Annotated in this window: 21 protein-coding genes; 7 read left to right on the top strand and 14 right to left on the bottom strand. The window is 47.9% G+C overall.

The features are described from left to right. Positions 1-2: 2 nt before the first annotated feature. Both WAO38_RS12785 and WAO38_RS12780 read right to left on the bottom strand, forming a co-directional pair. The gene (locus WAO38_RS12785; RefSeq protein ID WP_422237655.1) at positions 3-764 is read right to left on the bottom strand and encodes a putative 4-mercaptohistidine N1-methyltransferase; all 762 of its coding nucleotides are present in this window, start codon (positions 762-764) and stop codon (positions 3-5) included. Positions 765-787: 23 nt separating this feature from the next. After that, positions 788-1,852: an ADP-ribosylglycohydrolase family protein gene (locus WAO38_RS12780; protein ID WP_422237653.1), complete on the bottom strand. Its 1,065-nt coding sequence runs from the start codon at positions 1,850-1,852 to the stop codon at positions 788-790. Positions 1,853-2,187: 335 nt separating this feature from the next. Here WAO38_RS12780 and WAO38_RS12775 point away from each other — a divergent pair, with 335 nt between their 5' ends. The 4 genes from WAO38_RS12775 (at position 2,188) to WAO38_RS12760 (ending at position 3,777) form a co-directional block, all read left to right on the top strand. Then, a complete protein-coding gene (locus WAO38_RS12775; protein ID WP_295051972.1) occupies positions 2,188-2,406 on the top strand; it encodes a cold-shock protein in 219 nt (72 codons plus the stop codon). 93 nt (positions 2,407-2,499) lie between these two features. Further along, on the top strand, positions 2,500-2,685 hold the full coding sequence (locus tag WAO38_RS12770) for a hypothetical protein (protein WP_422237651.1): 186 nt from the start codon (positions 2,500-2,502) through the stop codon (positions 2,683-2,685). A gap of 15 nt (positions 2,686-2,700) precedes the next feature. Beyond that, positions 2,701-3,351, top strand: coding sequence for a class I SAM-dependent methyltransferase (locus WAO38_RS12765; RefSeq protein ID WP_422237650.1), 651 nt, complete (start codon positions 2,701-2,703; stop codon positions 3,349-3,351). Between the two features lie 66 nt (positions 3,352-3,417). After that, positions 3,418-3,777 carry a cupin domain-containing protein gene (locus WAO38_RS12760; RefSeq protein ID WP_422237649.1) on the top strand — a complete coding sequence of 120 codons (360 nt, stop codon included), beginning with the start codon at positions 3,418-3,420 and terminating at the stop codon, positions 3,775-3,777. A gap of 14 nt (positions 3,778-3,791) precedes the next feature. Here the strand turns inward: WAO38_RS12760 and WAO38_RS12755 are convergent, their stop codons facing one another. Both WAO38_RS12755 and WAO38_RS12750 read right to left on the bottom strand, forming a co-directional pair. Next, on the bottom strand, positions 3,792-3,923 hold the full coding sequence (locus tag WAO38_RS12755; protein WP_422237648.1) for a hypothetical protein: 132 nt from the start codon (positions 3,921-3,923) through the stop codon (positions 3,792-3,794). 83 nt (positions 3,924-4,006) lie between these two features. Then, positions 4,007-4,606: a hypothetical protein gene (locus tag WAO38_RS12750; RefSeq protein WP_422237646.1), complete on the bottom strand. Its 600-nt coding sequence runs from the start codon at positions 4,604-4,606 to the stop codon at positions 4,007-4,009. A gap of 96 nt (positions 4,607-4,702) precedes the next feature. Here WAO38_RS12750 and WAO38_RS12745 point away from each other — a divergent pair, with 96 nt between their 5' ends. Together WAO38_RS12745 and WAO38_RS12740 are read left to right on the top strand one after the other, a co-directional pair. Then, positions 4,703-4,894 carry a YwbE family protein gene (locus WAO38_RS12745; protein ID WP_422237644.1) on the top strand — a complete coding sequence of 64 codons (192 nt, stop codon included), beginning with the start codon at positions 4,703-4,705 and terminating at the stop codon, positions 4,892-4,894. A 4-nt stretch (positions 4,895-4,898) separates the two neighbouring features. Then, positions 4,899-5,531 (top strand): HAD family hydrolase, encoded by a 633-nt coding sequence (locus WAO38_RS12740; RefSeq protein ID WP_422237642.1) that lies wholly within the window; start codon positions 4,899-4,901, stop codon positions 5,529-5,531. Positions 5,532-5,570: 39 nt separating this feature from the next. Here WAO38_RS12740 and WAO38_RS12735 read toward each other — a convergent pair whose 3' ends face one another. The 5 genes from WAO38_RS12735 to WAO38_RS12715 are packed head-to-tail and all read right to left on the bottom strand — an operon-like array spanning position 5,571 to position 8,396. Beyond that, positions 5,571-5,972 carry a hypothetical protein gene (locus tag WAO38_RS12735; protein WP_422237640.1) on the bottom strand — a complete coding sequence of 134 codons (402 nt, stop codon included), beginning with the start codon at positions 5,970-5,972 and terminating at the stop codon, positions 5,571-5,573. Beyond that, positions 5,950-6,315, bottom strand: a complete 366-nt coding sequence (locus WAO38_RS12730) for a hypothetical protein (protein ID WP_422237638.1) — start codon at positions 6,313-6,315, stop codon at positions 5,950-5,952. The genes WAO38_RS12735 and WAO38_RS12730 overlap by 23 nt, the downstream gene beginning before the upstream one ends. A 48-nt stretch (positions 6,316-6,363) precedes the next feature. After that, positions 6,364-7,008 carry a 3-methyladenine DNA glycosylase gene (locus WAO38_RS12725; RefSeq protein WP_422237636.1) on the bottom strand — a complete coding sequence of 215 codons (645 nt, stop codon included), beginning with the start codon at positions 7,006-7,008 and terminating at the stop codon, positions 6,364-6,366. After that, positions 7,009-7,818, bottom strand: a complete 810-nt coding sequence (locus tag WAO38_RS12720; RefSeq protein WP_422237635.1) for a TIGR00282 family metallophosphoesterase — start codon at positions 7,816-7,818, stop codon at positions 7,009-7,011. Continuing rightward, on the bottom strand, positions 7,815-8,396 hold the full coding sequence (locus WAO38_RS12715; RefSeq protein WP_422237633.1) for a hypothetical protein: 582 nt from the start codon (positions 8,394-8,396) through the stop codon (positions 7,815-7,817). Before WAO38_RS12715 ends, WAO38_RS12720 begins: the two co-directional genes overlap by 4 nt. A 128-nt stretch (positions 8,397-8,524) precedes the next feature. Here WAO38_RS12715 and WAO38_RS12710 point away from each other — a divergent pair, with 128 nt between their 5' ends. After that, positions 8,525-9,040 (top strand): YgjP-like metallopeptidase domain-containing protein, encoded by a 516-nt coding sequence (locus WAO38_RS12710; RefSeq protein WP_422237631.1) that lies wholly within the window; start codon positions 8,525-8,527, stop codon positions 9,038-9,040. Positions 9,041-9,163: 123 nt separating this feature from the next. Here WAO38_RS12710 and rlmC read toward each other — a convergent pair whose 3' ends face one another. Genes rlmC through WAO38_RS12685 form a run of 5 tightly spaced genes read right to left on the bottom strand, consistent with a single transcriptional unit; the run spans position 9,164 to position 16,555 of the window. Further along, positions 9,164-10,282 (bottom strand): 23S rRNA (uracil(747)-C(5))-methyltransferase RlmC, encoded by a 1,119-nt coding sequence (gene rlmC, locus WAO38_RS12705; RefSeq protein WP_422237629.1) that lies wholly within the window; start codon positions 10,280-10,282, stop codon positions 9,164-9,166. Continuing rightward, complete coding sequence (locus WAO38_RS12700; protein ID WP_422237627.1) at positions 10,282-13,269, bottom strand: DEAD/DEAH box helicase; 2,988 nt, start codon at positions 13,267-13,269, stop codon at positions 10,282-10,284. Before WAO38_RS12700 ends, rlmC begins: the two co-directional genes overlap by 1 nt. A gap of 5 nt (positions 13,270-13,274) precedes the next feature. Next, positions 13,275-14,510: a bifunctional folylpolyglutamate synthase/dihydrofolate synthase gene (locus WAO38_RS12695; RefSeq protein ID WP_422237625.1), complete on the bottom strand. Its 1,236-nt coding sequence runs from the start codon at positions 14,508-14,510 to the stop codon at positions 13,275-13,277. Next, entirely contained in the window at positions 14,507-16,042 is a 1,536-nt protein-coding gene (locus WAO38_RS12690) for a diguanylate cyclase (protein ID WP_422237623.1), read from the bottom strand. Before WAO38_RS12690 ends, WAO38_RS12695 begins: the two co-directional genes overlap by 4 nt. Positions 16,043-16,051: 9 nt before the next feature. After that, positions 16,052-16,555 (bottom strand): hypothetical protein, encoded by a 504-nt coding sequence (locus WAO38_RS12685; RefSeq protein ID WP_422237621.1) that lies wholly within the window; start codon positions 16,553-16,555, stop codon positions 16,052-16,054. Positions 16,556-16,557 lie beyond the last annotated feature (2 nt).

Raw genomic sequence — 16,557 nt, 5'->3', positions numbered from 1 at the left:
AATTATCGCTGTTTCCGTTTCCAAACGGACATCTGTGAAAGTGTGTATTGATATTTTCGCGGAGTCTCACGGATGACGAACGGAACATCTTCGACCTCTACCAAATCAAAATACTCGTTTAAAATTGCTTTGAGCCCCTCTAGCGTGCTCACTTCATTCCCTTTGGCATCGTAATAGCCCCCTATCCAAAACTCTTTTGCCGTATACTCTTCCATCCAGGTATAAGGCGAGGTCAAGACCAGATACCCCTCATCCTTGATACGGGTATGGATATTGTTGACAAAAAGCTGCGGTTCGTACAAACGGTCGATGAGATTGGTGGCCATAACCAGATCATACTCGCCGATGTCCGGCATCAGATTGCAGGCATCTCCCTGAACGAACTCGATCTTCTCCTCTAAGCCGCTAAGTCCAAGCGATTCCAGACAGACCTCTTTACGCTGCTTAATGGCACCCTCACCGTTTTGGGTATAGGCTATGCACCCGTCCCGTTGGATCTTCTGCGCGACGTCTATAAATGCTTGCGAATAATCAATCCCGGTAACGTGCTCAAACACTTTGGCCAGTTCAAACGAAGCCCGTCCCGTTGCACACCCCAGATCTAGAGCGCGTCGTTGCGGCGTCATTGCTGAATAAGCACTCGCTTTTCGGGCACAGACTTTTGCAAAATTTTCAATACCTAAATATTCATTGCCGTATTGAAACTCACAATATTGGGAAACCAATGCATCCGTTTCATAGATATTTTCTTTACTGTTTTCCATATAGGCTCCTTGGTTGCGGTTATTTAACTTTTGAGTAACGGAAGTTTATTGAGCAGGTTTTCGCAATATTCCCACTGATCGAGGGTCTCTTTCCACTCACGGGGAATCGCATCCACCCCTTTATACGCACCGAGCACCATTCCGATCGCAATACTCCGTGAAGCATTATCGCCGCCGACCATCGCATTCGCCTGCAGCGCCTTTTTCAGCCCCTCTTCCTGATCGGCATATTTTAAAATAAAATAGACCGCTCCCGGAAGCGTCCCCTCCGTCGGGCTGGCTTTGCCTACTTTGATCGGTTCGGAGCGTCCGATATCCCATAACCGGGCCATACTCGTCAATGCCAGATCATCGGCAAACGGCTCTTTCGAAAGTGCGCTATCCGGATCCGTCGCTTCGCGGAACTTTGCGATGGCCTGAGCGACTTTCGTCTCAAAGAAGCCCCCCATTTGTACCGCTACCGCTTCGATGGCATCGGCAGGCTTGGCCCCTTGGATCACGCGGTGGGTCACCCGGGCAAAAAACTCCCCTCCGCCGAGGGCATGGAGATCTTTATGGGTGAACATCGCTTTGCGCGCAACATCGGAGAGTTCCTCTTCGCTTTCGTAATACCCATGCGCGGCAACATGACGAATCGCCATCGCATTGGAGATACCGCCGAGCTGTTCGACACTCATCCCCCGTCTCACTTGCCCATAGGTCTCTTTGGTCATGGTGCATATCCATGAGCCCCATCCGTTTTCGAGCCGATTCATCCAATGGGGAATCATCGCCGCTACGTCAAACGCTCTCGGTGGGGAGGAGATCGCCGCCAGATGCTCCAGTACCAGAATATTATAATCGCCGTAATCCGTGGTTCCTCCGGCGCTCTTGCCGGGATGATAGTTGCGTTCACCCCACCCGATTCCGTGAGTCTGTCCCCCCATCATCTCGCCGGGAGACATATACTTTTCGATCGGTTTTTTGCCGTAGGCTTCATATATTTTATGAGCATCATACTCGTAATGGCTTCCGAGGCACAGTGCATCCCCGACGATGGCACCGAAAAATGCCCCTTTAATCGCTTCTTGTTTGGATATCGTATTCATAATTTACAGCCTAATTTTTGATTGATTGTAGCCACCAAAATTTTAATTTCGCCTAGTTTTTTTGCATCTGTTTTTCTTCTTTGACTTCTTTAAGGCTAAAATGAAGAGAATGAGCCCCCTATTTGACGTACTATGCTGGAAACTATGTGATTTCCTTGTTTTATTTATACTTTTCAGCTATACTTCAGGTATTGAAAGATGATTTAGAGTTTCATCTTTGGTTTGTTTTTTATTGAAGACCTTTTAGTTAACAGTACGATCTACCTTAGAATACTCCACTTTATATTTTCGACCACTTCGGCAACGGAGTGTATTTTTAAAACAAAGGGTTTATTATGGCAGAAGTACTAAACGGAACTGTAAAATGGTTCAACAGCGAAAAAGGTTTTGGATTTATCCAACAAGATAACGGCGGGAAAGATGTATTCGTACACTTCCGTCAAATCAACAGCACTGGTTATGGCCGTGTTTCTCTTGACGAAGGTCAAAAAGTGACTTACACAGTAGGTCAAGGTGACAAAGGTCCACAAGCAGAAAACGTTACAGCACTGTAACTCTCCCTTCGGGCAGATTCTTCTGCCCATCCTCCAAATCATTTTACTAAGACACTGTCAGGTGTTTTTCCGAGCCGATTTAAAAGGACCACTATGGAAAGCAAAGAAGCTGTTTTAGAAGCACTCAAAGAAGGTAAGAAACTTACCAGCAATGTAACGGGTTTACAATATACCCTTATCGGCGGTCAATTACACGCCCGAAGCGGTGAAAAAACCGACTGGCACGAAAGCGAACTCAGTTTCGACAATCCTCCGTCATGGTTAAATCTTCGCGCATAAGCGCGAAGATTTCCGATGCCCGCCATACGATTCCGCTACCAAACCTTCGAATTTCCAGACTCCGACATCCATGTTCGAACACTCCGTGATACGCAGCAATATTATGATACTGACAATATGGCAGAAAAACTGGGGATATCCTCCGCTTCATGGCCCATGTTTGGGGTTATCTGGGATTCTAGCAAGATTCTCGCCCATCTCATGAGCGATTTTGATATTGCAGGCAAACGGATTTTAGAGGTAGGATGCGGGATAGGACTGGCAAGTCTCGTCCTCAATCACCGATCCGCCGATATCACCGCTACTGATTACCATCCTGAAGCGGAACGTTTCATGAATGAAAATGTCCGAATCAACAATGATCAACTCATCCCTTTTACTCGTGCAGGATGGGGGGACTTAGACGACACTCTGGGTGAATTCGATCTTATCATCGGAAGCGACCTTTTGTATGAGAGAGACCATGTAGAGCTTTTAGCGGGATTTATCGATCGCCATACGTCTAAATCTTCTGAAGTGATTATTGTCGATCCGGGCCGAGGCAACCACTCTACCTTCAGCAAAAAAATGGTGAGTCTCAATTTTTCCCATACTCAAAGCAAACCGATCCATACCGATTATCTCTCCCTCCCCTTTAAAGGACAGCTTTTATACTATAGACGTTAAAAAAATTTAACGCCTGTAAAACGTTTCTGTGCTACCCTTTCGTCATTAACACTTTATGAGGTAACCATGTTCCTGCACAAACAACTTGACACGATCGAAGCCGCTCCCCAAAAAGCCGGAAAAGGGGTGAGCATGAAGATGCTCCTCTCCCCGGATGAGTCCCCCAACTTTGCAATGCGCAATTTCACCATCGATGCCGGCGGACACATGCCGCTGCATACCAATACGGTAGAGCATGAACAATACGTTCTCGGCGGCCGTGCAAAAGTCATTATCGGAGATCAAACGATAGAGGCGAAAGCGGGAGATATTTTGCTGATCCCTGCAGGGGTACCGCATAGCTATGAGACCCTCGGAGAGGAAGCATACAGCTTTCTCTGCCTCGTCCCTAAAGGTGAAGATTGTATCGAAGTATTGGCGTGCTAAACGCCAATCAGTAGTTAGTTGTTCGTTCCGCGGATGACGCGTGTCACTCCGTCGGTAGCATCATTCACACCACTGTTAAACTCTTTGGCGGTACACCCGCCCAACATTAAAACTGCCAAGATAGCGATCACTGCAAAACGGATCATTTATTCCCCTGAAATGTAAAATTATAAATGAAATTATAACCTTTTCACCATTCACATTCCGTTGCCAAAACAGAATTTATCGATTAACTTTTCCGGAATCCGAACAACTCCAGTGAACTTTTCGTCGCACGGGCGATAATACTTTGTTCCGGACGGAACATCGCATCCGAAATCACTTTGACCGCATCCGTCATCTCTTCAAAACCGCGGCTCGGATAACTGCTTTGGAGTACGATCCGATCCATACTCAGCGTACTGAGCGTCTTTGTATCGAACGCTCCGATGTTCTCCGCACCCAATGCGAGGTGAAAACGCTCCAATGCCTCGTGTTCCTGTGTCGCATTGAGGATGATTCCCCGACATCCGCCCAAAGCCGATACCAGTGCCTCATCCAAATACGATTCATCAATCACGATCGGTTTGCCCGATACGGGAAGAAGATTACGGTCTTGTTCATCTTTGATCGAAAACGCGACACAATTTTCATCCGCTTCGTTATGCAGATGCAAAGGGAGAGAGTAAAAAACACTCCCATTCTCCCCCGCAACCGTTTTGGCATGGGCGAGTTCACTCTCCGTCGATGGATGGAGAATAAACATCTGTACCATCGTATCTTCCATAATCTCATCCAGATTATCAAAAAAGTCCTCATTTGTCTGATGCAGGTTGACGTCAATCGTCATAGTTCCCCTTTTGCGGTTATATGATGAAAGATATGCAAATGCAGTTCTATCGTCTATTTCGATATGATTGCACTTTAATAATGCAAGGAACAGAGTATGGATGGCAAAGAGCGAAAAAATATCATGTCGGGCAAACGTGTCACGATCGTTTTAAAAGAGGACCAATCGACCGGAAAACTGACCGACGGCATCGTCCGTGACATCCTCACCAAATCCCCCAATCACCCGCATGGAATCAAAGTGCGTCTGATGAGCGGAGAAGTGGGACGGGTCAAAGAGGTCTTTTAACCCTATGAAAAAACAGATTTTATTTGACAACGACGGCGTCCTCGTCGAAACCGAGCACTGGTACTATACCGCCAGCGCCGAAGTGCTCGATTCGATGGGGTTCACCCTCACCCTGGAGCGCTACCGAGATATCATGATCCACGGGCAAAGCGCCTTTCTCATCGCCGAAGAAGCGGGGGTGCCGATCTCTGAGACCGATAAATGGCGCTCACGCCGCAACGAACTCTATCAGCACTACCTCCGCACCGAGGATATCGCTATCCCCGGAGTACGGGAGGTACTAGAGCAACTTTCACAACGTTACCGCATGGGGATCGTCACCTCGGCTCTGCGATGCGATTTCGACCTCATCCATGCTTCTCGCGGGATTACCGACTATATGGATTTCGTCCTCTGCAGCGGCGAATATCCCCGCGCCAAACCCTACCCCGATCCGTATCTGATGGGATTGGAACGTCTGGGCGGAGAAAAACATGAGACGATCATCGTCGAGGACTCCGAGAGGGGATTACGCTCTGCCGTAGCGGCGGGAATCGACTGCGTCATCGTCTATAACGATTTTACGACAACGCATGATTTTTCGAAGGCGACGCATCGAATTGATACGCTGGGGGAATTGGAGAAGTTGTTGAGATAAAAGTGCGGTTGATAAGCGAGAAAGAGGTATTTAAAACAATCATCTATGTGAATAAATATAAAACATTATTGCATAGAACAACAAAGTCGCGCAAAAAATTAAAAATATAAACAATGCCATTTTCGGTAAGACACAGCTAATACATTTGTCTCGTGTTTTAAGAATAAAACATTTTTTAGATAGCATCGCAATAATATAAATCTGAAAAAATATTCCAAACGCTAATCCAAATAGATAAATATTTCCACTCCCAAATAAATAAACAAATCCCTTACTTACAATCCAAGCACCTGGTAAAAATGGAAAAGTAACCAGATTTCCGATTGTGGCGATCATACCACCAACTAAATAGGTCACAGGAAATAAAAAAGAATAAACTAATGCCAACAAAACTATTTTTTTAGGCAATTCTATCCACTTAATGTTGTCTTGTATGAACATCTTCAACTCTTTCTGAACTATCCAAATGAATTATAAGACTATTATAATCAGCCATACTACAGAACCCCAAAGAATAATCCATCTCATATTTCATATCTTTTTGACCGATTCGTTCTGGCTCACCCAAAAGATTGATTACTTCTTGTTTCGTCATATCTTGAGTAATCAAACGATTACTCAAATCATTTGCCAATGCACCTCTATAACAGGTAGAATCTAGATCATTCGTTACATTTACAAACCAAATATCAGGATCAAACCGCTCTATCCCTTGATATCCAATAATCATAAAATGATTCAATATCGAAAGAAAAAAAATCAAAACTACATAACCAAACTTCAAATCAAAGCCTAAAAATATTATTTGACAAATAATAGCATTTTTTACTAATCATATAGATAATTGTGCAATGTTTACCGCTTTCCCCTTACTATTCCCCTTCACATACTCCACAATCATCCCATGAAATCGTGCAAACGCGGCTGGAAGCTGAACGGTGTCGAAATAGCCTCGGATTCCCGCTTCGCACCACTCCTGAAGCTCGTCATAACTCTCAAACTCGTATCCGAACGCGTTTAACAGCCGCGCGGTATAAGCATCGACGACCATAGCGGGACGGGCGCAGGCGTAGCAGAGGATGGAGTCGGCTGTTTCGGGGCCGATCCCTTTTTGGGCTAACAGCCAGTCACGGTCTACGCTAAGAGAGAACTCCTCGAAACTGCCGTAATCTGCGAGGATTGCCTGAGACAAACGGATGAGGGTTGAGGCTTTGGCTTTGAACAGTCCGCTGGGACGGATCAATTCCATCAAATCCTCTGCATCGCAATGGGCCAGCGTGTGAAGGGATAGTAGTTCGTTGATACGGAGATTTTCGAGGGAGATCTCGACGCGTGTCCATTGGGTATTTTGAGTGAGGATGGCACCGACGACGACCTCAAAAGTCCCATACGACGGCCACCATAACGGCGGAGAGTTTTCGAGAAGGCGGAGTCGCTCTAATGCGCTGAAAAGGTCAAAAGAGTCTTGAAGCTCCACTTATTCCTCGATCCACGCATCGGTGCGAATCACTCTGCCGTCATCGAAGATCTTGAGTTTGAACGCTTCGGTACATTTCCCCTCTTCGAGGGTCATAATGGCGATTTGGAGAATCTTTCGGCATTTTTCGGGGACTTCGAACCGTCCCGCCATTCCGGTGAGAAACCGCTCCAGCGGAACATTCGGATCCATCCCGATGACGTTGTCGCGACAGCCGCTGAGACCGATATCGGTGAGATACGCCGTCCCCTGAGAAATCTGGAGATCATCGCTTCCGACATGGGTGTGGGTTCCGATGATGCCGCTGACCTGCCCTTGCAGTAGCATCAGCATCGCACGCTTTTCGCTGGAGGCTTCGGCATGAAAATCGAGGAAGATATGGTCAATCCCCTCATTTCTGAGGTGTGCGACGGTATCACGGGCGCATCGGAAGGCATTGTCGACATAGGGCATTCCGTAGTGCCCCATGATGTTCAAAACGGCAATTTTCTCTCCCCCAACCTCGAGTATACGGCATCCGCTCCCCGGTACCCCTTCGGGATAGTTGTGCGGGCGCAGGAGGGGAAGTGAATCGAGCAGAGGGAGGATGTCTTTTTTGTCCCACGTATGGTTCCCTCCGGTCATGACATCGATTCCCGAATCCAGAAGTTCCTGGGCATTTTTGAGGGTGAGCCCGAAGCCGTGGGAGGCATTCTCATAGTTGGCGATGACGAGATCAATGCCGTACTCTCGGCGGAGTCTCTTTAGATGTTCTTTGATCATTACCCGTCCCGGGCGGCCGACGATATCTCCGATAAACGCTATTTTCACTCTTTTTCCTCTCTGAGATCCTCTCGGAGTTCTGCAATTCTCTGACGATAGTTGTCACTGTCTCCGTAATCGAAGAATTTTTTATAATTGTTATGCATAAATTTGACCCGCGTGGCGTGGCGTATCGGGCACCAGTATTGTTCGGTGCGGCCGGCGATCTCGGTGATGTACCCCATCAGACCGTTAAAATAGCTGCAATAAAGGCAGTTGAGCTTTTCGATAATATTGAGGTATTCCAAGCGGTGACGGTCAATAATGAGGTAGTCGCTCCGTTTGACCTTGGTGACCTTATAAATCGGAAAACAGATCCACTGATAAAAGCTCACAAAAGCGTCCAAAATCAACGCGGGGATCAGAACCGACCAGATAATCGGGGAACTCAGCAGATGCAAAATCGGAGCGCTCACCAGATACCGCAATGCTCCCTGACGCTCTTTCTGATAGGAGGCGAGGATCTCTTCGCGTTTTTTCGTAATTTCGCAGGTGAACCGCTCATACTCCTGATGAAGTTCGACTTCCAGTTCCGATTCGAGTGCTTTGATCTTGGCGACGAGTTCGTCGATCTTTTGGTGGTCCATCCCTCGTTACCTTTAGACGATAATTTTCTGCTTTGCAAAAGCAAGCTTCAGTGCCATCTCGGCAGCTGCAGGCGAAAGGATTTTATTCCTGAGCCGTTTGATTATATGAAACTATACTATAATTTCAAATGCACACCCTTAAATACCTAGCCCATTACCCCCAAGAGATCCGCAATCAGGTACAAAACCTCATCGAGGCACAGAGTCTGGGAGAACATCTTTTAAGCAAATATCCCGATACCCACCTCTGCTCGACAGACAAAACCCTCTATGACTATGTGATGGAACTCAAAAATGCCCATTTGCGCAGTTCGGCACCGATTTCGAAAGTGCTTTATGATACCAAGATCCGTGATCTGCAATCCGCTCTCGGAACCCACACCTTTATTTCACGGGTGCAGGGGGGGAAACTCAAGGCCAAAAATGAGATCCGCATTTCGCATCTATTCAAAAAAGTCCCGGAACCGTTCTTGCGGATGATCGTCACCCACGAGCTCGCCCATCTCAAAGAGAAAGAGCACAACAAGGCGTTTTATAAACTCTGTACCCACATCGAGCCCTCCTACCATCAGCTCGAATTTGACGTGCGGCTGTATCTCACCTATTTAGACGCCTTCGGCAAGCTCTATACGGCTGAATATTAATTCTACTGCCCTATAATCCAACTGACACTAAAACCTCGGATTGCTGTCGCAGTACGAACCATTTCCAATCTCTATAATGTATATAATCGCCAACTTAAGGATTAGCCCTGAAAAGAGCTCTTCCTAAATCTTTCTCAAAAAAACCAGTACTTCATAATGTTCCGTATGGGGAAACATATCAAACAGCTGTACTTTTGTACACTCATACGAACTCAGACGCTCCATATCTTTGGCTAATGTCACCGCATTGCAGCTCGAATAGATGATGTTCTCGGGAGATACTCTTTCCAGCCATTTGCACAGCTGTTCACCCAGCCCCCGACGCGGAGGATTGACGATGACGACATCCGGTTTTGCTCCCGAACTTGCCCCGAAGCTTGCCGCATCGAGAGATTCAAAGCGGATATTCTTCATCTCCAGCTGTGCAGCGGAATCACGCGCACAGGCAATCGCCTCGGGTTCGATCTCGATCCCTATAATCTCCCGTTCAGGAGTGGCGCAATGCAGCGCAAATCCCCCTGCTCCGCAGAACAGATCCCATAATCGTGCCGGTTTCGCCTCGTTGACCCACTCGGCAGCCGTACGATAGAGCTTTTCCGCCACTTCGGCATTGGTTTGAAAAAAACTTTTCGGACGGATATAGAGGGGAATGCCGTTTAACCGCTCTTCCAATCGCGTCTGTTCGGTCAAAAAGATCTCTTCGTCCCCTTCTAAAATCGCCATGTGTACCGGCTGGATATTGACCGTCACTACTTTGAGCTCCGGTGCGCGCAGAAGCAAATCGCTCAGACCCTTCTCCAACCGTCCGAGTATTCCGTGCGAACGGAGGATGAAACGGAGCATCATCGAGCCGTTGGAGGTGCTCCGGGTCAGGAGAACGTATTTCAGTTCCCCTTTTTTCTTTTTAACATCATACCCTTTGACCCCTAACTCACGGAGCCACTGCTGTACGGTATGCAGCACTTTTTGCATACTGACATCATACAGGGGGCACTCGATCAGGCTCACCTCTTCGGAAAGCCCTAACACTACCCCATCAGCGGCAGGCGTTGCAACCATTTTGGCCTTGTTTCGGAACCCTTTTATAGGCGAAGTAGCGGGCTTCAGCCACTCCTGCGGCTCAAACGGCTTCAAAAGCGTATGCAAACGATCTGTTTTGAGTTTCAGCTGTTCGGCATAATGGTAATCGATCCAACTGCATGAACGGCATTGATAGGTATCGTAATAGGAACAAAAACTCATTAAATACTCTTTGGCTTCGCCGTGCGAAGGTAGTGCAATACGGTGGCGATCAGATCGTCATCGTCTTTGCTTTTACTCTGCAGCGTCTCTTTGACACCGCTTTGATATTCGATCGTGATGTTTTGGGCATAGTTACTGACCATTTTGATCTTCTTTTCGATACAGAGCAGTTTGATCACCATGATTTCGAAAAACTGTTTGGTCGGATTGTCCGGCTTGCCGAAACGGTCACCGACCTCCTCTTCGATCTCATAAATCTCACTCGGAGTTTCACAATGGCTGAGGCGGCGGTAGAGTTCGAGACGTAGGCGGTCTTCGCTGACGACCTCGTCGCTGATAAACGCGCTGACGGTCAGTTTGATATCCACCTTTGCCCGCACTGCGGTCGTTTGGTTGGTGAGAATTTTGATCGCGTCTTCGAGCATCCGCAAATAAAGGGCATATCCGATATTTTTGATATGGCCGCTTTGGGCATCGCCGACGAGATTTCCTCCGCCGCGAATTTCGAGGTCATGATAGGCCAGCATCGATCCGCTTCCGAGGAATGAGTTCGATTCGAGGGCGACAAGCCGTTTTTTCGCCTCTTCGGTGAGATGGTCTTTATCATCAACGATGAAATAGGCATACCCCTCGGTATGCCCCCGTCCGACCCGTCCGCGCAGCTGGTGCAGATCGGCCATCCCGAAACGGTCCGCTCCGTCGATGATCATCGTATTGACCGTCGGCATATGGATACCCGATTCGATGATCGAGGTGGCGAGAAGTACGTCGTATTGGCGGTCTGCGAACTTGGCAAGCTCGTCTTCGGTTTGGGTCGCACTGATCTGCGAATGGAGGATCAGGATACGCAAATCGGGAAGGATCGCTTTGAGCTCACCCGATTTGATCACCATCGAGTCGATCGAGTTGTGGACGTAGAACACCTGACCGCCGCGGCGGAGTTCGCGCAATATCACCTCTTTGATCAGTTTCTCATCATAGTTTTTGACAAAGGTACGTACCCCTAAACGCTCGCTCGGCGGGGTGAGCAGTTCGGACATGGTCTTGATCGAGCTCATGGCCTGATTCAAACTGCGGGGGATCGGTGTCGCACTCATACTGAGGAGGTGAACGTTTTCATAAAGGGATTTGAGCTTCTCTTTTTGTTTTACCCCGAATTTGTGTTCTTCATCGATAATAACGATTCCGAGTTTGTCACATCGGACACCGAAAAGGGCATGGGTTCCGACGACACAATCGAGCTCTCCCGCCTCTAACGCGCGAAGCGTTGCATTTTTCTCTTTGGTGCTGACAAAGCGGTCAAGTTTCGCGACCCGAAGCCCAAACGGGGCCAAACGGGCTTTGAGCGACTGAAAGTGCTGAGAACTGAGCAATGTCGTCGGAACGACCAAAAGGGATTGGTACCCCCCTCGTGCCGCGGCGAAGATGGCATTCATCGCCACCTCGGTCTTCCCGAATCCGACATCTCCGCTGAGGAGCCGATCCATGATCTGTCCCGAAGAGAGATCCCGTATGATCGAAGCGATCGCACTCGCTTGATCCGGTGTATAGTCAAATCCGGCAGCGGCTTGGAAACGGCGCAGTTCTCCGGCATCGACATTGATGACCGAGGCCTTGATCAGCGCACGGCTTGCGGCGATTCCCACAATTTCCGAGGCGATTTCGAACAATCGGGCTTTGACAGACTCTTTGAGTTTGCCGAAGCTTCCTTTGCCCAGACGATCCAGCACAGGCAGGGATCCCGAAGCGATATAGCGGTCGATCGTGTCGAGGTTCTCGACCGGGAGGAGAAGTTTGTCATCCCCCATATATTTGATGACGACGAGATCTTTGATCCCCCCGAGAATCTCCGCCTGCTCAATCCCGACGAATATCCCTACCCCATACTCTTCATGGACGACGTAATCGCCCACTTTCAGATCATCGAGGAGAATGGAGGTTCGGCGGCGGCGTCGTTTTTTCTCATGTCGGTTGAGAGAGAATATCACCTCATCCGGGCCGATCAGATTGAGGACGATCCCCGATGTTTTAACACTGATTCCTTTGAGTTCAAAAATACCCGCCGCTTTGAGCTGCGTATCGCTTGCGGCGATCAGGGTGAATTTTTTGTTTTTATGGACGCTTCGAAGGGTCTCGAAATTACCACCGCCCAGAGGGGTGTAGCGTTCCGATTCGGGAAGGATATCGACCTCTAGCCGCTCGCGCGGCAATACAGGCTGATTCAGACCGTATGCTTCATCCAAAGCGGACTTCATCTCCCGAATACGGAGAACTTTTTTCCCCTCGCACAAATCGACACCCTCGCTGCCCAGAACCCAAAATCCGAGGGAAGCAATGTCTTTGACAAAACTGTCGCTTGGTGCGGAGGCAATCGCTTTTTCAAAATGCTTATACTGAACCGCATCGAGGGAGAAAAAAGCACTGGTCACTTCGATAGAGGCAAGCTCCTCTTTATCGGTGCGCTGGGTTTCGACATCGAACGCTTTGATCTCTTCAACTTCATCGTCAAAAAGACTGATCCGATAAGGATTGCTCTGGTTGGGGACATAGATGTCGAGGATATCACCCCGATGGGAGACTTCCCCCTCCATTTCGACCATGTCTACAAAGGTGTAGCCCCAATGGAGCAGTTTCTCTTTGAATACTCCCAAATCGATACGGGAGGCAAACTCGATCGTTTCGCTTTGAAGCAGTGAAGCATTCGGCAGGGGAAATAACAAGGTTTTTACCGGCGAAATCACCAGCGGTTTTTTCGAAGCGCTGTAGTAGGTACGCAAAGCGGCAAACAGGGCGAAAAGCTCTTCGGAAAACGGGCGGAGATCGTCCATGTAAATGGCACGAAAATCGGGTAAAACGATATGCGGTATCTCCAAAAAGGTCGAAACATCGCTCAGTTCGGAGGCCTCTTTCGCATCTTCGCAGAGAAGGATATCGGGACGATTCTTCGGGTTGTTCTTACAATATTCATACCATCGTGCTTGTGACATATTTGTTAATTATCCTCTTCTAATAGCGCACCGGTGCGCGGGCTCTCTGCCGAAGAGAACCCAGTGTTAACGTAGCGTATTGGGACTCGTTCCAATCGCGTGTAAAATTTAATGAACGTCTCGGCTACGCTGAACGAGCCGAAGACTAAATATTCTTGGTTGCTGTTAATTTTTTCAAATGATTGATAGACAATATCCAAATCGTTCAATGCATTTTCCAATGCACTGCGTTCTACGATCCGTCCCTCATGAACATCAATAATTTCCACCGACTCGATAACAGGTTTTAAAAGGGTCAAAATTTCACGATACTCTTTATCCGCATACGTATTGTAGATTAGGGTCACCTTTCGTCCGGCATAGGCTTTGGCGATAGACTCCGCGGCCAAAGCGTTATGCCCTACGTCAAGGGTTACATTCGAAGAAACTTTGCTTAATCGGCCGAACAGGGCATCTTGGTCAAACAGCGACTCGGTCGGTTCAAATCCCAATAATGCGAATGCAGCCATCGCCAATATGAGATTATCGCGTAAATAATCGCTGAGGCCGTTTTTCCGGGCAAGATGCAATGCGATCTCTTCCATCTGCGGGGTGAGGCACTCGGACAAGATGTAGAGTTTTGTGTTTCGCTCCCGGGCAATCATTCTCGCAATACGTTCCACCTCTGAATGTTTTTGCTTTCCCAAAAGGGCGATGTGCTGCATGCTGCGCAGTTTCGTCGCGGCAATAGAATCGATGGTCGTCCCCAAAAAAGCCGCATGGTCAAAATCGATCGGGGTAAAGATGCTCAACTCTTTCTCAAATACGTTCGTAGCATCAAACTCACCGCCGAGCCCCGCTTCGCATACGACATATTCGCAATGCTCGTAGACAACCATTGCCAGCAGAGTCGTATACTCAAAATAGCTGAGCGCCTCCGCAACGCTCAAAGGTAAAAGAGCAAGGAGCTTTTGATGGGCCTCTTCGAGAGTATCATCGCTTATTTCAGAACCGTTCATCCATATCCGCTCATTAAATCGGAGGATGTGGGGAGAGGTGTAGTGCCCCACTTTTTTTCCGGCACGATGCAGGGCCGTGGCTAAAAAGCGTCCAGTCGAGCCTTTGCCGTTTGTCCCGACAAGATGGATGATTTTCGGTTTAGGGAGAAGATGTTCAATGGTTTTAAACGCTTTAGGGAAGCGTTCAATATCGATCACATCGTAAAAAAGTGGTTTTTGGGCTAAAAAAGGCTCTAATGTCATGCAGGCTCGACGCGGTTTCGTCCTTTGCGTTTGGCGTCATACAACCGCTCATCCGCACCGTTCACCGTCCCTTTGAGCGAAGGATAATCACTTCTCTGTCCAATGCCGACACTGACACTGACATTGATCCTCTCACCCTGATACATGAAATGGGCAGCTTCGACATGAGCCCGTACCTTTTCACAGAATACTTTGGCTCCCGCTAAATCCGTATCCCCCAAAATGGCTAAAAATTCCTCTCCGCCGTAACGTCCGATAATATCGCTCGTCCGTGCTTCCTCTTTGAGTATTTTTGAAAATGCGAGGAGAACGGCATCTCCGGCATCATGGCCGTAGGTGTCATTCACCGCTTTAAAATGGTCCAAATCAAGCATTGCGACACAAAAATTCCGCTCATGACGCACAAACTCCGCCTCTTTGATACTGAGATACTCTTCGATCGCCCGTTTGTTAAAAAGCTTGGTCAAAAAATCTTCCCGAGAAGCTTGATTAGCTTGCGCCAGTTCTGATTCCAGCGAAGCGATCTTTTTCCCCATCTGTGTCACTTTTTCATTGTGTACTTTCAAATCTTTGCTGAGCACTTCGACTTTCTCTTCCAAAGTACTCGCAATCGCATAAAGACGTTTGTGCGCCGTTTTAAAATCGGTCGGTTTGTTGCTTTCAAGCGCTTCAAGGTCACGTTTGACTTCTCGGATCTCTGTCGTTGAGTTTTCACTCCGTTCTATCAATTCGATCAATTGTGCCGATAGTTTTTCGAGGAGAGTATCGAGGGATCTCACCATATCTTCAACGCTTTGTTTATCTAAAGATACACGCATGGCAATCGCTAACTTTAGCTCTTTTTCACACTCATCCGAAGCAACATAAGCCGGATTGTCCCGCAGTTTTTGAGAAAGCTGAATGGTTCCATCATCCATTGTCGGAGCGATGGAGGGGACGAGCGAAGAGACCAGAAGACGGACGATTTTAGGATAATCTGTCCCTCCTTTGGAATCTGCTTCAAAATTCAATCCCTCAATTGTTTTGCGCAGATTGGTTGTGTCTACTGTCCCGAATTGGGCTAATTTCATCAAAAACGAGTCATCGTAGAGGGAGAGAAAATTCGTCCATGCCTGCTTCAGTAAATCGATCTGGGTCGATCCACCCTGAGTTTCCAAAATCGCAATCGTTTTTTTAGCGAGGGCGGATGCTTCGTGATTATGGAGCACATCCATACATTGCGCCATTTTTTTGGCCAGAGAGCTTAAAAGTTCCACCAGTACGGAGGCTTCACTCGGATTGAGCCGGCTCATTTTGGAGATTAGAAACCGGATCAGTTCCGCCGTTGTCCGGACACGGTACTGCTTGATTTCCTCTGCCGTTTTTTTATCCAAAAGGGTAACAAAACGCTCAATTCCGGTGCAATCCTCGACCGCGAAGCCCGCTTTTTTGGCTTCGCTGCAAAAGATTTCCGCATAGGTATCGGGAGTCCACACTTTCCCTTCGGCTTTAAGACGATCGACAGTATTTCGGACGATTTGGTTGATGGTCATCTTGGCCCCTTATTGCGAGTTCGCACCCTGCGCCGCTACTTGCGCGATAAATGCGTCGATCCCTTTTTGTGCCCCTTGGCTGATTGCTACAAATCGTGCCTGATCGGTAATAATCGCATTCGGCTCAATCGCAAAGTCATACATCCCCTGCGTTGTATACCCTTTCGTTTTCTCGCCAAAAATACGGTCGATGTGCATAACGACCGTGGTTCGATATGTAATGATATACCCGTTTGTATCATAGCGCAATGGGGTAAAAGAAACCGATAAAATCGCGATTTTCAAATGCGTCTTCGCACTGTTTTTGGGAAGCAATGCCGTTCTGAATTTGGTAATGACCGCCGTATCCACGGCATCTTTGATGATCACCGTATTTTGAGGATCTTCCATAGAAATAATGACTTCGGTACTGACACTATCGCCTAAAACGTTCTTAGCATAATAGCTTGCAGGCTGATAGCCGCATCCGGAGAAAAGGGCCAGGGCGATAAGGTTCAGCATCCAATATTTCATAA

The organism is Sulfuricurvum sp. (assembly GCF_049277495.1).
Lineage (GTDB): Bacteria > Campylobacterota > Campylobacteria > Campylobacterales > Sulfurimonadaceae > Sulfuricurvum.
Note: the sequence above shows the minus strand (reverse complement) of the source record. Positions and strands in the feature narration are given on the sequence as shown.